Annotated in this window: 20 protein-coding genes; 3 read left to right on the top strand and 17 right to left on the bottom strand. The window is 64.6% G+C overall.

Translation table 11 applies throughout. The annotated features are described in order from the left end of the window. The first annotated feature begins 93 nt into the window (after positions 1-93). Positions 94-579: a MarR family winged helix-turn-helix transcriptional regulator gene (locus K5R33_RS16750; RefSeq protein ID WP_220750232.1), complete on the top strand. Its 486-nt coding sequence runs from the start codon at positions 94-96 to the stop codon at positions 577-579. 23 nt (positions 580-602) lie between these two features. Here K5R33_RS16750 and K5R33_RS16745 read toward each other — a convergent pair whose 3' ends face one another. From K5R33_RS16745 to K5R33_RS16680, 14 genes are all read right to left on the bottom strand, one after another. Then, positions 603-968 carry an NADH-quinone oxidoreductase subunit A gene (locus tag K5R33_RS16745; RefSeq protein ID WP_220750231.1) on the bottom strand — a complete coding sequence of 122 codons (366 nt, stop codon included), beginning with the start codon at positions 966-968 and terminating at the stop codon, positions 603-605. A 73-nt stretch (positions 969-1,041) separates the two neighbouring features. Continuing rightward, entirely contained in the window at positions 1,042-2,166 is a 1,125-nt protein-coding gene (locus K5R33_RS16740; protein ID WP_220750230.1) for a lytic murein transglycosylase, read from the bottom strand. A 190-nt stretch (positions 2,167-2,356) separates the two neighbouring features. Then, the gene (locus K5R33_RS16735; RefSeq protein ID WP_220750229.1) at positions 2,357-3,139 is read right to left on the bottom strand and encodes a crotonase/enoyl-CoA hydratase family protein; all 783 of its coding nucleotides are present in this window, start codon (positions 3,137-3,139) and stop codon (positions 2,357-2,359) included. Beyond that, a complete protein-coding gene (locus K5R33_RS16730) occupies positions 3,136-3,642 on the bottom strand; it encodes a DUF6653 family protein (protein ID WP_220750228.1) in 507 nt (168 codons plus the stop codon). Before K5R33_RS16730 ends, K5R33_RS16735 begins: the two co-directional genes overlap by 4 nt. Position 3,643: 1 nt before the next feature. Next, positions 3,644-4,498 (bottom strand): hydroxymethylglutaryl-CoA lyase, encoded by an 855-nt coding sequence (locus K5R33_RS16725; RefSeq protein WP_220750227.1) that lies wholly within the window; start codon positions 4,496-4,498, stop codon positions 3,644-3,646. Continuing rightward, positions 4,491-5,159 carry a glutathione S-transferase family protein gene (locus K5R33_RS16720; RefSeq protein WP_220750226.1) on the bottom strand — a complete coding sequence of 223 codons (669 nt, stop codon included), beginning with the start codon at positions 5,157-5,159 and terminating at the stop codon, positions 4,491-4,493. The genes K5R33_RS16725 and K5R33_RS16720 overlap by 8 nt, the downstream gene beginning before the upstream one ends. A 49-nt stretch (positions 5,160-5,208) precedes the next feature. Continuing rightward, on the bottom strand, positions 5,209-7,140 hold the full coding sequence (locus tag K5R33_RS16715) for an acetyl-CoA carboxylase biotin carboxylase subunit (protein ID WP_220750225.1): 1,932 nt from the start codon (positions 7,138-7,140) through the stop codon (positions 5,209-5,211). Beyond that, positions 7,140-7,565: an ASCH domain-containing protein gene (locus K5R33_RS16710; protein ID WP_220750224.1), complete on the bottom strand. Its 426-nt coding sequence runs from the start codon at positions 7,563-7,565 to the stop codon at positions 7,140-7,142. Before K5R33_RS16710 ends, K5R33_RS16715 begins: the two co-directional genes overlap by 1 nt. Before the next feature lie 420 nt (positions 7,566-7,985). Then, on the bottom strand, positions 7,986-9,590 hold the full coding sequence (locus K5R33_RS16705) for a carboxyl transferase domain-containing protein (RefSeq protein ID WP_220750223.1): 1,605 nt from the start codon (positions 9,588-9,590) through the stop codon (positions 7,986-7,988). A 28-nt stretch (positions 9,591-9,618) separates the two neighbouring features. Then, positions 9,619-10,116: a lysozyme inhibitor LprI family protein gene (locus tag K5R33_RS16700; protein ID WP_220750222.1), complete on the bottom strand. Its 498-nt coding sequence runs from the start codon at positions 10,114-10,116 to the stop codon at positions 9,619-9,621. Then, on the bottom strand, positions 10,113-10,622 hold the full coding sequence (locus K5R33_RS16695; protein ID WP_220750221.1) for a lysozyme inhibitor LprI family protein: 510 nt from the start codon (positions 10,620-10,622) through the stop codon (positions 10,113-10,115). The genes K5R33_RS16700 and K5R33_RS16695 overlap by 4 nt, the downstream gene beginning before the upstream one ends. A 259-nt stretch (positions 10,623-10,881) precedes the next feature. Beyond that, a complete protein-coding gene (locus tag K5R33_RS16690; protein WP_220750220.1) occupies positions 10,882-11,388 on the bottom strand; it encodes a DUF1622 domain-containing protein in 507 nt (168 codons plus the stop codon). 99 nt (positions 11,389-11,487) lie between these two features. Next, a complete protein-coding gene (locus K5R33_RS16685) occupies positions 11,488-12,063 on the bottom strand; it encodes a lysozyme inhibitor LprI family protein (RefSeq protein WP_220750219.1) in 576 nt (191 codons plus the stop codon). Next, positions 12,060-13,223 carry an acyl-CoA dehydrogenase family protein gene (locus K5R33_RS16680; protein ID WP_220750218.1) on the bottom strand — a complete coding sequence of 388 codons (1,164 nt, stop codon included), beginning with the start codon at positions 13,221-13,223 and terminating at the stop codon, positions 12,060-12,062. Before K5R33_RS16680 ends, K5R33_RS16685 begins: the two co-directional genes overlap by 4 nt. 172 nt (positions 13,224-13,395) lie before the next feature. Here K5R33_RS16680 and K5R33_RS16675 point away from each other — a divergent pair, with 172 nt between their 5' ends. Then, complete coding sequence (locus K5R33_RS16675) at positions 13,396-13,923, top strand: hypothetical protein (RefSeq protein ID WP_220750217.1); 528 nt, start codon at positions 13,396-13,398, stop codon at positions 13,921-13,923. Here the strand turns inward: K5R33_RS16675 and K5R33_RS16670 are convergent. Next, positions 13,920-14,540, bottom strand: coding sequence for a TetR/AcrR family transcriptional regulator (locus tag K5R33_RS16670; protein ID WP_220750216.1), 621 nt, complete (start codon positions 14,538-14,540; stop codon positions 13,920-13,922). The two genes, K5R33_RS16675 and K5R33_RS16670, sit on opposite strands and share 4 nt — an antisense overlap. Positions 14,541-14,622: 82 nt before the next feature. Here K5R33_RS16670 and K5R33_RS16665 point away from each other — a divergent pair, with 82 nt between their 5' ends. Continuing rightward, on the top strand, positions 14,623-14,994 hold the full coding sequence (locus K5R33_RS16665) for a hypothetical protein (RefSeq protein ID WP_220750215.1): 372 nt from the start codon (positions 14,623-14,625) through the stop codon (positions 14,992-14,994). A gap of 249 nt (positions 14,995-15,243) precedes the next feature. On the opposite strand, the gene K5R33_RS16660 is transcribed toward K5R33_RS16665, so the two are convergent. Beyond that, a complete protein-coding gene (locus K5R33_RS16660; RefSeq protein ID WP_220750214.1) occupies positions 15,244-16,413 on the bottom strand; it encodes a DegT/DnrJ/EryC1/StrS family aminotransferase in 1,170 nt (389 codons plus the stop codon). Between the two features lie 193 nt (positions 16,414-16,606). Further along, positions 16,607-17,278 carry an HAD family hydrolase gene (locus K5R33_RS16655; RefSeq protein ID WP_220750213.1) on the bottom strand — a complete coding sequence of 224 codons (672 nt, stop codon included), beginning with the start codon at positions 17,276-17,278 and terminating at the stop codon, positions 16,607-16,609. Between the last annotated feature and the right edge of the window lie 11 nt (positions 17,279-17,289).

The raw sequence follows: 17,289 nt of genomic DNA, 5'->3' as shown, positions 1-17,289 counted from the left end.
TTTTGAATTTAATTCGTATACGAACTATTCGTATACGATACAAATTGGGTCAAGCCTTTCTTTTCCGAAACCTCGACCATATCGTGGAGCGCCATGGCCAGTGACACACCTCCACCTGATACCACGGACCGCGCTTTGGTCGCGAATGTCTATGCCTTGCATCACGCGCTCGGCCGCTACTTTCAGGCCTCGTTTGGCGAGACTGGATTTACCTATCAAAAGTTTCTCGCCCTGCAGGCGTTGCACGCAGGGGGCGCGATGCCCCTCGGCAAACTCGCGCAGCATGTGGGTGTCGAACCCAACACCCTGTCACCGATGGTCAAAAAGATGAGCAGCTTCGGCCTGATCGAGCGGACGCGCGACCCCGAGGACGAGCGGCGGATCTTGTTGTCGTTGCTGCCTTACGGAGAAGCCGTCTTGGCAGAGGCCTCAAAGGTCTTTGACGCCGCGTGGCAGGCTTTGGATGTCAACGAAGACCAGGCCCGAACGCTGTCGCAACTGACCGACATGATCCGAGCCAAGTTGGAGGACGCGAAACCGCCTATGGTCTTTACGCCTCCGCCCCGGTCAGACGAATAGAGTGAGCGATCCCTCGCGGGACGTTATTCCCACTCCAACGCGCCCTTTTTCCATTCGTAAGCGAAACCAACCGTCAGGACGGCCAAGAATGCCATCATCGACCAGAACGCGGCGTCCGACAGACCCGCAAAGCTGACGGCCCAGGGGAACAGGAACGCAATTTCCAGATCGAAGATGATGAACAGGATCGAAACCAGGTAGAACCGCACGTCGAACTTCATCCGCGCATCGTCGAAGGCGTTGAAGCCACATTCATAGGCCGACACCTTTTCCGGGTCCGGCGCGCGCACGGCAACCACCACCGCCGCCAGGATCAGCACCAGACCCAGGCCAATGGCCACACCGAGAAAGATCAGGATCGGCAGGTATTCCATCAGCATGTCGGACATGGCTCGGCTCTCCGGGGTTGGTCGTTGGGCGGGTTTTAGGCTTGGCCCGTCCAGGCGTCAACGGCCCGGGACGTCACAGGCTCCGCAGCAACTCCAACGACGGATCGCCGGTGACAGGCAACCCGCGCGACCGCTGGTATGCCTCGATGGCCGCGCGACTTTTGGGCCCGATGACCCCATCGGCGCCATCGGTGTCAAAACCAGCCGCGGTCAACCTGCGCTGCAACTCCTGCCGTTGGGACAGGCGGAGGCCAAAGCGGTCTGGCCCGAACTCCTGCCTCAGCGGACCCCCACCTGCGATCCGGTCGGCCAGGTATCCGACGCCGAGCGCATAGTTGTCCGAATTGTTGTAGCGCTTGATCGCGCGGAAGTTCGGCCCCGTCCGGAACACCGGTCCCCCGGCATCCGGCTGAAGGTTGCCGCCCGCGTCTTCTACCGCCCAAGAGGCGCCGGTTTGCCAACCGGACCGGGACAAATAGGCCGCCGTGGAGGCCAATGCGTCGGACGGATCGTCCGACCAGATGTCACGTCGGCCATCGCCGGTAAAATCAACCGCATAGGCTTGGTAACTGGTCGGGATAAACTGCGTGTGTCCCATGGCGCCCGCCCAGCTGCCGACAAGCTGGCGGGGCGTGGTGTCGCCGGTCTGGAGGATCTTGAGCGCCGCAACCAGCTGCTTTTCAAAGAACTCCCCGCGCCGCCCATCGAAGGCCAAGGTGGACGTGGACGAAATCACCGGAATCGACCCTCTCCGGGCGCCAAAGTTGCTCTCGACGCCCCAGATGGCGGCCACGATCTGGGCCGGCACGCCATAGCGATCCTCGATGGCACGCAGCCGTCCCCGCTGCTCGGCAAAGGCCGCTCGCCCTGCCTCGACCCGTTTGGGGGAGGCGACGATGGCCAAGTAATCCTCAAATGACCGAGTGAATTCGGTCTGATTGCGGTCCCGAGCAATGACACCAGGGACGAAGCCTTGCCCCCGAAAGGCCGTCTCGACCACATCCGCACGCAACCCCTGGGCGCCAGCCCGGGCCTTGAAGCGGTCAACCCAGGCGGACCAACCGGGCGTGGTGCGCGGCACCAGATCAGGATCAGTGGATCGCGCCACAGGCGCGACGGACGTCGCGGGCCCGGTCCCGGCGCAACCGGTCAAGGCGACCGCCGCTATTGAGGTCGAAAAGACACGTCTGGAAATCATAGCCTGCAAACCTTCTATCGAGGATTGGGCGAAGATTAGCTCACCGCAGCCACGACACAAGCATGGCTGTCCCTATGGGCAGTGCCCTGCCGACCGCCTATCAAGGCCCCAACGGGCACAGAGCTTGGGCCAAGGGGCCAATAACGCCCAGACGGTTGAGATGATTGTAACCCTGGTCGGCGAGGCGGTGCTACGTCACCCAGCTAGATTTCCGCTTGTCGAAGAAGGCGCCAATGCCCTCGACCGCCTCATCCGAGGCCCAGCGCTTGGACAGCGCCGCAATGGTCTCCTCAATCACTGTCTGGTCAATCACCGGTCCCAAGCTGCGCGCCAACCGTTTTGCCTCGGCAACCGCTCCGGGTGCGCAGGACAGATAGGGCCGCACCTCCGCCTCGACCGCAGCGTCCAAATCGGCCTCTGGCACCGCATGGGCCAACACCCCGAGCGTCACGGCCTCGGGCGCCCCAAACCGCCGGGACGACATGAACACCCGCCTGGCCATCCCCTCACCAATCCGGGCGATCACGTAAGGCCCAATCGTGGCTGGGATCAGACCAAGCCGCGTCTCGGTCAACCCGAACAGCGCCCCCTCGACGCCAACGGTCACGTCACAGACGCAACAGAGGCCCACGCCACCCCCAAAGGCATTTCCTTGAACGCGGCCGATAAGTGGTTTGTCCAGCGTATTGAGCGCCTGCAACATCCCAGCCAAGCGCCGTCCCTCCCGCGCGCGCACCTCTGACGGGGCGCCGAACTGATTGCGCATCCATCCCAGGTCACCGCCTGCGCAAAACGACGCCCCCTCACCGGTCAGGATCACGGCGCGGCTATCGTCGCCCGACAATTGCACCGCAAGCTCCGTCAGTTCATCCATCATGCGCGCCGACAGCGCGTTATGCACCTCCGGGCGCTTCAGCGTCACAGTGACAACACCGCGCGGATCACGGTCCACCCCTAGCGTCTCATAGGTCATGCGCTCTCCCTCCCGGGCACCGCACGGCCAGCGCGCACCCAATCGTCGTGAATCCAGACCATGCGGTCACAAAACCAAACCTTTGGCAGCATCGTGAGGATGGTACCAAAGACCGCCCCCTCCCACCACAATAGCCCAAGACCAATCCCCATCAGGCAGAGCCCCGGCAAGGATAGCCACGTCAAAACATGCGCGGCCCTGAGGTGGTGGGCCGCGATCCCGTCCCTGTGGGTGAGAAAGATCCGCTCTCCCAAAACGGCCCGCGTCATCCAATGGTCGAAGACTTTCGGCGGCCCAAAGACGCGTGGGTTGAGCCAAATCCAAGCGACAGCCAAGGCAACTGGCAGGAGGGACCACCACCCCACCCAAACCCGGCTCCAAATGGCCAAAACCAGGAGCGGAAGCCCCGTGAACCGCGTCCAACCGGACCAAGGGTTCGCATGGCGCAGCCAAGCGCGATCGTCCATGGTCATAAGCCGTTCGGCCGCCCTGTAGATGTCCATGTCAGCCCGTCCGCATGGATTGTGCCAATCGCCCGGCCTGCGCCACGATCTCAGCATCCAGCCCCGTCTCGAACCCAGCAGCCTCCAGATGGGCCAGGACCGCCTCGGTCGCCACGTTCCCCGATGCACCTGGCGCATAGGGGCACCCGCCCAGCCCGCCGACTGCGGCGTCAAACACCCGCAGACCCCGCGCCAGGGCCACATCGACATTCTCCAATGCCCGCCCGGCCGTGTCATGGAAATGCCCGGCAAGCTGCGCGGCTGGCATCTCGTCCAACACCGCGCCCAGCATCCCATCCACGGCCTCGGGCGTGCCCCGTCCGATGGTATCGCCTAGCGACACCTCGTAGCAGCCAAAGTCCCGCAACGCCGCGACGACCCGCGCAACATCCCCCGGCGGCACCGCCCCGTCGAACGGGCAAACCGTGACGCAAGAAACATAGCCCCGGACCAGCACCCCATCTGCGCGGGCCGCCTCAATCACCGGCACAAACCGCGCCAGACTTTCGTCGATGGTCGCATTCAGATTGGCCTGGGAGAATCCTTCTGAGGCCGAGGCAAAGATCGCCACCTCATCGGCCCCCGCCGCCACAGCCCCCTGGTATCCGCGCAGGTTAGGGGCCAGCGCCGCATAGCGCACCCCCGGCGCCCGCGTGAGCCCAGCCAGAACCTCGGCCCCATCCGCCATCTGCGGCACCCATTTCGGGCTGACGAAACTCGCCACTTCGATCCGGCGAAATCCCGCACGGCTGAGCAGATCGACCAGAGCAATCTTCTCAGCCGCAGGAATCGTACGGGCTTCGTTCTGCAACCCGTCCCGCGGCCCCACCTCAAAGATCTCAACGGCCTCAGACATGGGGCACCTCGTAGAAGTCCTGGGCATAGAGCCCTTGCCCCTCATCGCAGGCGGCGCGGTAGGCGGGCCGAGCCTCCAACCGCGACATCCAAGCCGCCATCCGGGGGCGTTCTCCCACCATGTGAAACCGACGCGCCATCAAAACGGCCTGTCCCACGGCCACATCCGCAGCCGAGAACTCAGTGAGCAACCAATCTCCCTTGAGGCGCGCCTCAAGGGCATCGAAGCATTTCCCCACCCGCGCCGCCTCCAGCTTCATGATGGTGGGCGAGCGCATCCACTCTTCCCGCAGGGCCACGTGCTGCTGGGTCAGGGCGGCAGCATGCTGACTGATCGTTTCGCTAAAATGCACCCAGATCAGCCAATCCGCCCGCTCCCTATGGTCCGCCGCACGACCCAGCCGTCCCGTGCGCTCGCACAGCACCTCAATGATCGCGCCCGTCTCCCACAGGCTGCGCCCATCCATTTCGAGCGCAGGCACCCGCCCCGCCGGGTTCAATGCCAGGAATTCAGGCCCGCGCAAGGTCTTGTCAAACGGCCAGACACGCACATCAAACGGGATGCCCAGTTCATGCAGCAACCACAGCACCCGTTGAGAGCGGCTCTGGGGCACATGGTGCAGCAGGATTGGCCCAAGCTCGCTCAACCCTTCATTAACCATGGGCGCGCCTCCCCCTTTCGATGTTCCAAAAATATGCCGTCACCCCCGCTCACGCTTCGTCCATCCGCACGAGGGCCGCGCCCGCTTCGACCTGAGCGCCAGCCGCCACCAGAACCTCCTCGACGCGCCCGTCACGGGGCGCCACCAGCGTGTGCTCCATTTTCATCGCTTCCAGAACGGCCAGACGGTCCCCTGCACTGACCTCCGCCCCGGCCTCGACAAAGACCGCCTTCACCAGGCCGGGCATGGGCGCCTCTACCACACCAGAGGCCCCGCCAGCCTCGGCGGCGACGGCCAATGGGTCTGGAATGCCGAACGAATACACATTCCCCCAGAACACATGCACGGCGCCTGGTTCACGTGCGATTTCGGCAGGAATGCGGGTGCCGTCGATGACCCAGCCGTCGTTGCGGCGCACGTCATGGATCGCCTCACCCACGGCACACCGAAACCGCCCGGCCCCGAGGGCCTCCACCCGGACCGACACCGTCTCCTCCCCAAGCATCAGGACCTGCGTCCACCCAAGTGGCGCCCAGAGATGCAGCCCCTCTGCCGGCTGCGCCCTGTCGAGACCCAGCGCGCCCAGCGCCGCGAGGGACCGCGCCCGGCTGCAAGGCACCGGGGCCGCCGCCAGCGCGTCCAAGTCACGCTCAATCAGACCGGTGTCGACGTCACCGGCCACGAACTCAGCTTGCCGCGACAGTTTGCGCAGAAAGGACAGGTTCGTCACCGTGCCCGCCACCTGTGTCGATGCCAGCGCCCGCTCCAATTGCAAAAGGGCCGTGGACCGCGTCGGGCCATGGACGATGACCTTCGCAATCATCGGGTCATACCACGGGCTAATCACATCACCCGGTCGCACGCCCGTGTCGGCCCGGGCGCCATCCGGGAAGGCCAGGTGGGTCAACCGCCCCGTGGCAGGGAGAAACCCGGCGGGCACATCCTCCGCATAGAGACGCGCCTCAAAGGCGTGACCCGTGAGCGTCAGATCCTCCTGCGCCGCTGGCAGCGCCTCGCCTGAGGCTACGCGCAATTGCCATTCGACCAGATCCACACCTGTGATCGCCTCTGTCACCGGGTGTTCCACCTGAAGGCGCGTGTTCATCTCCATGAAGTAGAAGCGGTCCGCGCGCAGCCCGTCGGAGCCGTCCACGATAAACTCCACGGTGCCCGCGCCGGCATAGCCAATGGCCTCGGCCGCGCGCACGGCGGCGGCCCCCATGGCCGCACGCATCTCCTCGGTCATGCCCGGCGCAGGGGCCTCTTCGATGACCTTCTGGTGGCGCCGTTGGAGCGAGCAATCACGCTCGAACAGATGCACCGCGCGGGTGCCATCGCCGAAGACCTGCACTTCGATATGGCGGGGCGTGGTCACCCACTTTTCGATCAACACATGGCCGTTGCCAAAGGCCTTTTGCGCCTCTGACACTGCGGCATCCAAAGCGTCCCCGAAGGCCTCAGGCGTATCGACCTTGCGCATCCCCTTGCCGCCACCCCCGGCGACAGCCTTGATCAGGACCGGATAGCCGATGCCCGCAGCCCGCTCGGCCAGGTACGCCGGATCCTGATTGTCCCCCTGATACCCCGGCACAACGGGGACACCCGCCGTCTCCATCAGGTCCTTGGCGGCATCCTTCAGGCCCATGGCCCGGATTGCCTGGGCAGATGGTCCGATAAACGTGAGCCCTGCCGCCTCGACCAACTCAACGAACGCGGGGTTTTCAGACAGAAATCCGTAACCGGGATGGATCGCCTGCGCGCCTGTTTGCAGCGCGGCCGCGATGATGGCGTCGCCCCGCAGATAGCTGTCCGCCGGGGCCGCCCCCCCCAGGGAAACCGCTTCATCGGCCATCACAACGTGCCGTGCCTGGGCATCCACGTCCGAGTACACCGCCACCGTTCGCACACCCAGCAGACGGCAGGTGTCGATGACTCGACAGGCAATCTCACCACGGTTTGCAATAAGGATTTTCTGAAACATCAGGCCCCCTGAGCAGCGTAGTCCGTCACGACACGGAACCGTTCGCACATGATTTCAATGTCATCCGACCACCCGCCCGTGCGCTCGAAGTACGCGCGGTAGCCCGTCTGCCAATGGGCCAAATCACGGAACTCGCCCTGGGCGGCGACGAAGGCGGCATCCATGTCGTGCCAGCGGCGGATGGTCACCTCGGTGGTTTCGACCATGACGGCGGGGCGCCCGTCCCACTCCAGCGCGATGTCTCGGCGGCCAACCTCAGGGAAGGCATCGCCCCCGTCGCCATAGACACGCATCGCTTCGCAGGTCGCGGTCTTCCGCCCGCTTCGAACGAGCGCCAGGATCTCATCACAGAGCACCTGGGTGTCGCCAAACCGGAAGGTCTCGGCATCGGGGTTCGCGTCGATGATCTCTTGAAGGGACGGCATCGTCTCAAAACCTCCGATCGGGGTGGTTCTCTAAGGCAAGCAGAGGACCTCGGTCGTACCGCTCACTTGGCATTTGCCGACAGGCTCGCGCCTGCCGGTTCCTCGCGTCAGACGCGCCGCTGGCGCCTCCGATCCCTGCGGGACCGCTTCGTATGCTCCGCATCCGCCGACAGGCTTGTGCCCGACGGTTCCTCGCGTCAGACGCGCCACTGGCGCCTCCGATCCCTGCGGGACCGCTTCGTCTGCTCCGCATCCGCCGACGGGCTTGCGCCTGCCGCTTCCTCGCGTCGGACGCGCCACTGGCGCCTCCGATCCCTGCGGGACCGCTTCGTATGCTCCGCATCCGCCGACGGGCTTGCGCCCGACGGTTCCTCGCTTCGGACGCGCCACTGGCGCCTCCGATCCCTGCGGGACCGCTCGTCACATCCTAAACACGCCGAAGCGTGTCTCTTCGATGGGGGCATTCATCGCCGCGCGGAGCGACAGGCCCAGCACGTCGCGTGACTTGCGGGGGTCGATGATCCCGTCGTCCCAAAGGCGGGCGCTCGCATAGAGTGGGTGCGACTGGCGCTCGAACATCTCTTCCGTGGGGCGTTTGAAGGCGGCTTCGTCCTCGGCGCTCCAGGTCTCCCCAGCCCGCTCCAGAGCATCTCGCTTGACCGTGGCCAGAACACCCGCCGCTTGGGCGCCGCCCATGACCGAGATACGCGAATTGGGCCAGGTCCAGAGGAAGCGCGGTTGGTACGCGCGACCGGCCATGCCGTAGTTGCCCGCGCCAAAGCTGCCGCCCACCAGCATAGTAATTTTGGGCACTGAGGTCGACGCGACAGCCGTCACCATCTTGGCCCCATGGCGGGCGATGCCCTCGTTCTCATACCGGCGTCCGACCATAAAACCCGTGATGTTCTGCAAGAACACCAGAGGGATCTTCCGTTGGGAGCAGAGTTCCACGAAATGCGCGCCCTTCTGCGCCGCCTCGGAGAACAAGACCCCATTGTTGGCGACGATCCCAACGTGGATGCCCTGCACCTCGGCAAAACCGGTCACCAGGGTCTCGCCAAATCGGGCTTTGAACTCATCAAACCGAGAGCCATCGACCAGCCGTGCGATCACTTCCCGGATGTCATAGGGGGTGCGCAAGTCTCCGGGGACGACGTCGAACAACTCCTCCGGGTCGTAGGCGGGCGCGTCGAAGGTCGTCTCAGTAAACGCGGGCGCGCAGCACGTCTGCACGTTACGGACAGCCTCCCGCGCCAGGGCCAGCGCATGGGTATCGTCCTCGGCCAGGTAGTCCGCGACGCCAGACAACCGCGTATGCACATCGCCGCCACCCAGATCCTCGGCCGTCACGACCTCCCCAGTTGCGGCTTTGACCAGCGGTGGCCCGGCGAGGAAAATCGTCCCCTGCTCGCGCACGATGATCGAGACGTCGGACATGGCCGGGACATAGGCGCCGCCCGCCGTGCAAGACCCCATGACGACCGCAATCTGAGCGATGCCCTTCGCGGACATCCGCGCCTGATTGTAGAAGATGCGCCCGAAGTGGTCGCGGTCGGGGAAGACCTCATCCTGGTTGGGCAGATTGGCCCCACCGGAGTCCACCAGATAAACGCAGGGCAGATGGCATTCCTCTGCGATCTCTTGGGCGCGCAGGTGTTTTTTGACGGTGATCGGATAGTAGGTGCCGCCCTTCACCGTGGCATCGTTGCAGACAACCATGACGTCGCGCCCGTGGACCCGCCCTACGCCCGCGATGGCCCCTCCACCGGGCGCGGCCCCATCGTACATGTCGTGGCCCGCGAAGACCCCCACCTCCAGAAACGGAGAGCCGGGGTCCAGCAGGCCCGCCACCCGATCACGAGGCAGCAGTTTGCCCCGTGACAAATGTCGGGCACGCGACCGCTCGCCGCCGCCCAGTGCTGCGTGTTCGGCGGCGGCACGGACCTCGGCCAGGGCGGCCTCGTGCGCGGCCCGATTGGCGCGCGCCTGGTCTGAGGTGGCGATCAGGGAGGAGGTCAGCTTCATGGGGTCACCTCAGCGGGTCCAGTCATCCTTAAGGTCCTTCGTTGAGCCAAGCGCGGAGCCAGCGCGCCCGCGCCGCCGTCTCCGCAAGGGTGCACCGAGCCTGCGCCACCGTGGCGGCCATGCCGGAGCCTGACCGCACCCCTGTCAGCACGCAATCGGCATCACGATGCATCTGCCAAAGCGCCTGCGCCGTGGCAAAGGAGGCCGCGATCCCTGTCACCGCCGGACCGTCGAGCGCCGCGCGGGACTGGTCTTCGGCCAAGGCACGCAGAGCCAGCGCACGGCTATCCGCCGCGATCCGGTCCAGCCAAAGGTCGGTTTCCAGCCCGAGGCACGCGACCTCGGCCCAGGAACCGCCCCCCATGGCCGTCTCAGCCTCGGTACATGCGGCAGCCGCTTGCCCCGTACAAGCCTCGGCCCCACTGGCCGCACAGTCGGACCACAGTGCACGATAGGGATCAGGGTCGATCTCCTGGGCGGGGGAAGCCGTGGCCAGCAGACTAAGAACAAGTCCAAGGCGTATCATCGCATCCCCTCCGACATCTCCCGCAGGTCAATCACCCGTTCCGCGGTCATCTGCATCTCGCAGGCCGAGGCCGCGATGTTGCGCATGGAGCCGGAGCCCCATAGCGCATAGGCCAGCCCGCACTCCGCATCGCGAAAGGCGATCCAGGCCCGTTGCGCGGACCGCAGGGCTTCGGCCCGTTTGGAGAAAGTGTCCCCAAAGACCTCCCGCTCCGCGGCATCGGCGGCTTCGGCCCATCTGCGATGCTCCGGCCAGTCGGAATTGAGCAGATCGTCCCAAAGGCCCTTTTCCATGGCCTGGCAGCCGGTCTGTCCGATGGTCGTGTGGCCGCCTTCGGTCTCATCCATGCACAGCCGCGCGGCCTGCCCAATACAGGCACGCATATGGGCCGGCGCGTCCATCCCGTGGACGCACTCGGCGAAGCGCCCGGACCACGGACCGGCATCCGGGGCTTGGGCCAGCGCGGGGAGCGCGGATAGGAGCAAGATGAGAAGCGCGCGGATCACTCGGCATCCCTTTCCTTGCGAGCAATATACGCTGATCCGCCCCCGGTGCGTTCGACATCGTCGACGGCTCCTAAAACGTCGGGCCATTTGGTGGCCATGACGTCTAGCTGTGCAGTCAACGGCACGGAACCGAAGCGCGCGGCAATCCCCGCAGCCTCCAGCCGTTCGGCGCATATGGTATGGGCCCGTCCATGACACGTGCGGATTGCGACATTGGCAAACGTCTCGGGCGTCGGGACCTCGAGACAGGCCTCAGCGGCTACCATGACGCAGTCGACAGGTGGATCGGTCTTGAGGCAAGCGTCAACGTCGGCGGGGTCAAACGGAACGCCTGCCTCGGAGACCGGAGCGGCAATGCTGATCCCGGCCATTCCGGAAGCCCCCGCTCTACCTCGGCGGGTTCGCGGTCGAGGTAGTATGAAATCACCGCCCGGATGACGACCAGCGGCCTGAGGTACAAGAGGTCCACCATGGCCAAGCTGAGCGCCGCGCGAATGATGTCCGATGCGATCAGCAACTCCGGCCCCGCCAGAACGTAGCGACCCAGTTCCAACCGCTTGGGCTTGATACGCCGCACGCGGCGCTCCCCCTCCCGACTGCGCTCGGCCCAAAGATACCCCCGGATCAACCGCGCGCCGCGGGTCATGTCGATGGCCGCGTCCCCGCAATCCGTCGCATGGGTGGGCCATTCCACGTCGCCATGTGGGAGGCTTACATCGCATAAGTAATCGCGGAAGCGGACAGGTCCTTCGGTTTCCTGGTCCATGGCTGCGTTTTCCGGAAACGTTCCGAGCGAGAACACTCTGGATCAGGAGACGATGCTGCCGGATCGGAGAAAACTGGATGCCGTTGACGGTAGAGCCATTCATGGCTGGTACACGTCGTATTCATTCTTGTAGTCGTATTGGGGCGCCATCATATCTGACAGCCATTCGAAATGGGCTGCAGTTGTTTCAGTAGTACATCGCGCCATAGTGAGGCCAACAAATTCGAAGTGGTCCGTCCCGTGGTACGGCCCGTCGTAATCGCATGTGGTGCTTTGCCAGACCTCCCAAGCCGCTTTCGAGTCCCGTAACGCCTGCTCTCTGGAGCGTTCCACGTCTTCTGGCCTGGGCTCTTTTAAGTCATAGCGTGCAAAGAAAGCAAAGGCACGCGCGTACGCTTGATCGAGTTCCTCGTTCCATTGATCGCGCTCAAAACTGCCACAAGGGAAAGATGCCAGGTTCGGGGTCGCCTCGACGCAGTCGTGCACCCCCACCCCGATGCATTCAGGTGCCGGTTTCGACGCAAGGCAAGACGACAAGATCGCCGGGTCATAGTCAGTTATATCCGCAGCCACGCGTTGGGCGTGCGTCGGCGCAGCGGCAAGCACGATTGCCATAAAGCAGGCGAGGCCATTATGGCGCGCTCGGACCTGTTGGTGTCGCAGCTGCCCGTTCACCCCATCGCCCCCATCAGTTCCCTCCCGACGAGCATCCGGCGGATCTCGGACGTGCCAGCCCCGATCTCCATAAGCTTCGCGTCGCGGAAGATGCGGGACACGGGGCTGTCATTCATGAAACCCGACCCGCCCATGGCCTGCACCGCCTGGTGCGCCTGTTTCATGGCCTCCTCGGAGGCATAGAGGACGCAAGCGGCGGCATCCTGGCGGGTGACCTCGCCCCGGTCGCAGGCCTTGGCGACCTCATAGACGTAAGCGCGGGCGGAGTTCATCGCCGTATACATGTCGGCGATCTTCCCCTGCATCAGTTGGAACGACCCGATGGGTTTGCCGAATTGCTTGCGGTCCGCCAGGTAGGGCATCACCTCGTCCAGGCAGGCGGCCATGATGCCGGTGCCGATCCCCGACAGGACCACGCGCTCATAATCGAGGCCAGACATCAGGACCGCGACGCCGCCGCCCTCTTCTCCCAAGACGTTGTCGAACGGCACTTCGACATCCTCGAACACCAACTCGGCTGTGTTGGAGCCACGCATCCCCAGCTTGTCGAAATGGGGCGAGGTGCTGAACCCTGCCATGGTCTTCTCGATCAGGAAGGCCGTGATCCCCTTGGACCCCGCCTCCGGGTCGGTCTTGGCATAGACCACCAGAGTATCCGCGTCGGGGCCGTTGGTGATCCAATACTTGGTGCCGTTCAGAATATAGCGGTCGTTGCGCTTTTCGGCGCGCAGCTTCATGCCCACGACGTCCGACCCTGCCCCGGCTTCGGACATGGCCAAGGCGCCCACGTTCTCACCCGAGATCAGACCAGGCAGGTACTGCGCCTTTTGTGCGTCGGTCCCGTTCAGGGCGATCTGGTTCACACAAAGATTGGAATGGGCGCCATAGGACAAGGACACCGAGGCACTGGCCCGCGCGATTTCCTCGATGGCGATGGTATGGGCGAGGTAGCCCATGCCCGCACCGCCATCCGCCTCGGGCACGGTGATCCCCAGCAGGCCAAGCTCTCCCATCTCGCGCCAAAGGGCGGGGGGAAAGGCGTTGGTGGCGTCTATCTCGGCGGCCATCGGCTTGACCCGCTCCTGCGCCCAACGGTGAACCATCTCGCGCAGCGCGGTGACGTCCTCGCCGACGTCAAAGGTCATGGAAGCTGTAAACATCGGACGATTCCCTCCCCGGAATTGAACGCTTGTTCAGTTCTTAGCGCCCAGAAGGTCGTTCGTCCAGTCGTGCGATTGCCCCGCATGCCCGACGGTCCGGTTTGCCCTACTTGACGTGGTGGCGTCAGACAAAGACCGTGGGACGCCGGCATGAGCAGAGGGAGACAGCGACATGCGATACTACGTGGCGTTCTATCGCGGGCGCGGCACGGTGGCGGATCGGATTGTGCGCTACGCCACGCGGTCCCCCTTTTCCCATTGCGAATTGATCCACACAGATGTGACGCCCCGCCGGGGCGATACCGTCCGCTGCGTCAGCGCGTCGGGCCGCGACAAAGGCGTCCGCATCAAAGAAATCACCCTGACCCCTGCGAAATGGGACATCTATGCCGTGCCCTGGGCGCCGGACGATGCCTGGGACCGGGCCGTCGCCCATGTCGGCAAGCCCTATGAGCTTTGGTCCATGGTGCTGTCGCAGCTCTTCAACTTCCGCCGCCAAGATCGGGGCAAATGGTTCTGCTCCGAACTCATCGCCTATGCGCTCGGCCTGAACATGCCCCATGCGAAATCGCCTGGTGATCTGTTGCGGGACATCGACGACCATACCGACACCTACAAGCTGGTCCTCGAACGAGTGGCCGCCGCACGCCGCCCCGACACAGCAGAAGAAGACGACGAGGATCTGTCCCCGGCCACCTAGCCCCGACCGGCACCCGGATCACCAGGGCCGTACAGCGCCATCAGAACGGCCAACGCCCGCTCCGACCGCGCGGCACAGGCTTCCGCATCGGGGGCAGCGGCGCGGCCAATCACCCGGCGGATCTGCAAGTCTCCGATCAGGCAATCCAAATAGAGCGCCGTCGGGGCGTCCGGCGTGTCGAACCGAAGCAGACCCCGGTCGCGCGCCCGCAAAAGGCACGACACCAGCAGTGGCTGGACCGTCTCTCGACCATGTTCAGCTATGGCCGCCCCCAGGGCGCCAGACCCATCCGCAGCCGCCGCCCGATTGAGCGCAACAGCCCGGTCACTGGTCACCAACCTGACCAGCAGCGGCCCAAGATCGCGCAATACGGCCATGGGATCGTCCCCGTCCGTCACGCCCCGCAGCAGTTCCGTCACGTCGCGCGCGTTCCGCACAACGAGGGCCGCGAAGAGGCCACGCTTATCGCCATACCAACGGTACAGCGTCTCATTCGATGCACGCGCCTGCTTTGCAACAGCCAGCATCGACGCGCCGTCGTAGCCCTTCTGCTCAAGCACGTCATAGGCAGCGGCTTCGATCTGATCCTGACGCGCGCGGCGGGTTGTGTCGTCCATGGGTCCTCTCAACGGTTGACCAGAGGCGTAATTGCAATTACGGATAGGCGCAAGCGTACACACAATTACGGATATCCAGCCCATGTCAGACCCCATTGCCCGCGCCGGACTGAGCGCATTGATCATCTTGCAAGCCGTCATGTTGACCGCGCTCTATGCCGGGGTGCCGCCCCACCCGCCGGCTGCGACGCCGCTCTTTGCCATGGCGCCCTGGCTTGGCGCGGCCTTAGCTTTGGCCGCTGCGGCACTGATACTGGGGCCAACATCGTCCGGTCTTGGGCGGAGCGTCGCTGGGCTTGCGGCTCTCATGGCCCTGGTCAGCTATGGCCCACACAAACTGTTGGATGCGCAAATCGCGGGTATCTGGCCCTCGGTATGCTTGGGTATGGCGGCTGCCGGAGCCGTTGTGGCCTGCGCACTCCGTGGCTCAGCTCACCGCAGCACCGCCCGTTAGAGCATGTGGCCGGGCGGACCTTCGTCCGCCCTCCCGCAAACGAGGACCGGCGCGCCTGCGTCACGGTAAAGCGCCACAACACGCAAACTCAGCCTGCGTACTACCGGCGAAAGCGGCGTCCTGACCGCACTCTGCGATAGGCTTCCTCGCCGACAGGTAACGAAACGGAGCAACGTCCCAACAGCGATACCCACAAACGCATGTCCCGCCTGACAAACGGGCCCGGTCTTTGCCCGGGCCCGCACAGCATCAGGCGAACGCCCGCTCTGCTTCCGACACCACAATCCGCCCAATCTGGGCGCAATCCTCCAGATCGAAAGTCAACGGCACCCGCAGATCGATCAACCGCGCCAAGATCCCATCGGTGCGTGGCAAATCATGGGCGGGCACATACTCCCAATGGTGATGTGCGGAGGTAAAACCCTGGGCGCGCTCCGCCCCGAACCACTTCCATTCCACGCCCCGCGCCGCGCAGCCATCCACAAATGCCCCAAGACGACCCGGATCTTGCGCCAACAATTGGATGGAAGACCCCACAAACGCCTCTGCCTGGGGACGTTCGATGACCGTCAGGCCAGCGGCCTCGCGAAACGCATGTTCCAAAGCCCGGTAGCGGGTATTCCAACGCTCTGCCTGGGTCTGCAAATCACGCAGTTGCGGGCGCAAGATCGCGGCGCGTAGCTCATCCATGCGCCCCGAGACATTGGGCATCAGGCCCTTGTGCCGGGCGAACACGGCTTCTTCGGGCGCGGTGCCATTGCGCGCATAGAGCATGTAACTGCCCGACAGCAGGGTCATCTTCGCCGCCAAATCAGGATCATCGGTGACGATCAGGCCGCCCTCCCCGGAATTGACGTGCTTATACGTCTGGCAGGAATAGCAACCAATCGCGCCCCATCGCCCCGACGGATGTCCCGCCCAGGCGGCGCCCATCGTATGCGCGCAGTCCTCGACCACCACGACCCCGGCGGCATCGCAAATTTCCATCAAAGCAGGCATATCGACGATATGGCCCCGCATGTGCGACAGCATCAGAACATCCGCGCGGTCCACCTTGACCGCCAAATCCTCCAGGTCGAGCACCAGATCCTCGGTCACCTCGACCAAGACAGGCCGCGCGCCCACCGCAGCAATCGCACCTGGCACCGGGGCCAAGGTAAAGGCGTTCGTCAGAACGCCGTCACCAGGCTGGACCCCCAACGCGCGCAAAGCGCACCCCATGGCATACCCGCCAGAGGCCACCGCCAGCGCATGCGCTGCCCCCGTCTGAGCAGCGAACTCAGCCTCCAACGCGGCCACATGGCTGGGGTCCGCACCGTAGCGATGCAGGGCCCCACCACGCATCACCTCGACAGCGGCGGCAATGGCCTCTTCCGGGATCGGCTCCTGCCGCGTGAAAGGTTTTGTGAAGGTCTCCATTGCGCCAGCTAGGCGCCAAGTGAGACCTCCGTCAATGCGACAATCAAAAGACCCGCGAGACGGGCCCCTAACCTCGGCGCCGCAGCACGTTACCCACCAGAACCATAGCGCCCTACCGTTTCTTCTCGGCAAAAATACCTCCGGGGGGGCGCCGCAGGCGCGGGGGCAGAGCCCCCTCCCCGAGTCGGTCTGGCTACAGACCGACGACCGACAGCGCGTCTTCCAGCTGATCGAAGTGATCCAAAAGCGCCTCTGGGTGGAGCCCCGCCACATCCATACCACCCGGCGCAAAGGTGACCAAGATCGAGGGCACGCCAGCGGCTGCGCTGGTTTTGCGGTCGGTCTCCGTGTCGCCGATCAAAACCGTGCGCCCCATGTCGCCTCCGATCCGGCGGACGGCTTCGACCAGAGGGGCCGGGTCGGGCTTGCGCACGGGCAGGGTATCGGCGCCAACAAGCGCGTCGAACAGATCGGTCGCACCCAGTTCCGCCATCAGGTTCACCGCTAAGCCTTCTGGCTTGTTGGTACAAATTGCCACGCCATCGCCTCGGTCCCGCAAACGGGCCACCGCATCCCGCGCGCCAGGGTAGAACTCCGTGTGTTCGGCAATGGCCGCGCCATAGGCCTCAAGCAGAGGGCGGTATCCGGCATCCACCAGCGTTTCGTCCACCGGCCCGCTGCGGGACAACGCCAGCCGCAGCATGGCGCGTCCCCCGCGCAGGGCAGTGGCCTTGTCTTCGGTCCGGGCCGGGTCCAAACGCTCGGGGCGGTCCAAACGGGCCAAGGCGACGTTTGCCGCAGCCAAAAGATCGCCAGATGTATCGCACAACGTTCCGTCCAGGTCGAAAATGACAGATCGTTTCATGGCTCGGTGTC

Origin of the sequence: Jannaschia pagri (genome assembly GCF_019655435.1) — a bacterium.
Lineage (GTDB): Bacteria > Pseudomonadota > Alphaproteobacteria > Rhodobacterales > Rhodobacteraceae > Jannaschia > Jannaschia pagri.
Note: the sequence above shows the minus strand (reverse complement) of the source record. Positions and strands in the feature narration are given on the sequence as shown.

Excerpts from the sequence above, each read along its gene's own strand:
- K5R33_RS16750 (WP_220750232.1), top strand. The coding sequence starts at position 94 with ATGGCCAGTGACACACCTCCACCTGATACCACGGACCGCGCTTTGGTC.
- K5R33_RS16745 (WP_220750231.1), bottom strand. The coding sequence starts at position 968 with ATGTCCGACATGCTGATGGAATACCTGCCGATCCTGATCTTTCTCGGT.
- K5R33_RS16740 (WP_220750230.1), bottom strand. The coding sequence starts at position 2,166 with ATGATTTCCAGACGTGTCTTTTCGACCTCAATAGCGGCGGTCGCCTTG.
- K5R33_RS16735 (WP_220750229.1), bottom strand. The coding sequence starts at position 3,139 with ATGACCTATGAGACGCTAGGGGTGGACCGTGATCCGCGCGGTGTTGTC.
- K5R33_RS16730 (WP_220750228.1), bottom strand. The coding sequence starts at position 3,642 with ATGGACATCTACAGGGCGGCCGAACGGCTTATGACCATGGACGATCGC.
- K5R33_RS16725 (WP_220750227.1), bottom strand. The coding sequence starts at position 4,498 with ATGTCTGAGGCCGTTGAGATCTTTGAGGTGGGGCCGCGGGACGGGTTG.
- K5R33_RS16720 (WP_220750226.1), bottom strand. The coding sequence starts at position 5,159 with ATGGTTAATGAAGGGTTGAGCGAGCTTGGGCCAATCCTGCTGCACCAT.
- K5R33_RS16715 (WP_220750225.1), bottom strand. The coding sequence starts at position 7,140 with ATGTTTCAGAAAATCCTTATTGCAAACCGTGGTGAGATTGCCTGTCGA.
- K5R33_RS16710 (WP_220750224.1), bottom strand. The coding sequence starts at position 7,565 with ATGCCGTCCCTTCAAGAGATCATCGACGCGAACCCCGATGCCGAGACC.
- K5R33_RS16705 (WP_220750223.1), bottom strand. The coding sequence starts at position 9,590 with ATGAAGCTGACCTCCTCCCTGATCGCCACCTCAGACCAGGCGCGCGCC.
- K5R33_RS16700 (WP_220750222.1), bottom strand. The coding sequence starts at position 10,116 with ATGATACGCCTTGGACTTGTTCTTAGTCTGCTGGCCACGGCTTCCCCC.
- K5R33_RS16690 (WP_220750220.1), bottom strand. The coding sequence starts at position 11,388 with ATGGACCAGGAAACCGAAGGACCTGTCCGCTTCCGCGATTACTTATGC.
- K5R33_RS16680 (WP_220750218.1), bottom strand. The coding sequence starts at position 13,223 with ATGTTTACAGCTTCCATGACCTTTGACGTCGGCGAGGACGTCACCGCG.
- K5R33_RS16675 (WP_220750217.1), top strand. The coding sequence starts at position 13,396 with ATGCGATACTACGTGGCGTTCTATCGCGGGCGCGGCACGGTGGCGGAT.
- K5R33_RS16670 (WP_220750216.1), bottom strand. The coding sequence starts at position 14,540 with ATGGACGACACAACCCGCCGCGCGCGTCAGGATCAGATCGAAGCCGCT.
- K5R33_RS16665 (WP_220750215.1), top strand. The coding sequence starts at position 14,623 with ATGTCAGACCCCATTGCCCGCGCCGGACTGAGCGCATTGATCATCTTG.
- K5R33_RS16660 (WP_220750214.1), bottom strand. The coding sequence starts at position 16,413 with ATGGAGACCTTCACAAAACCTTTCACGCGGCAGGAGCCGATCCCGGAA.
- K5R33_RS16655 (WP_220750213.1), bottom strand. The coding sequence starts at position 17,278 with ATGAAACGATCTGTCATTTTCGACCTGGACGGAACGTTGTGCGATACA.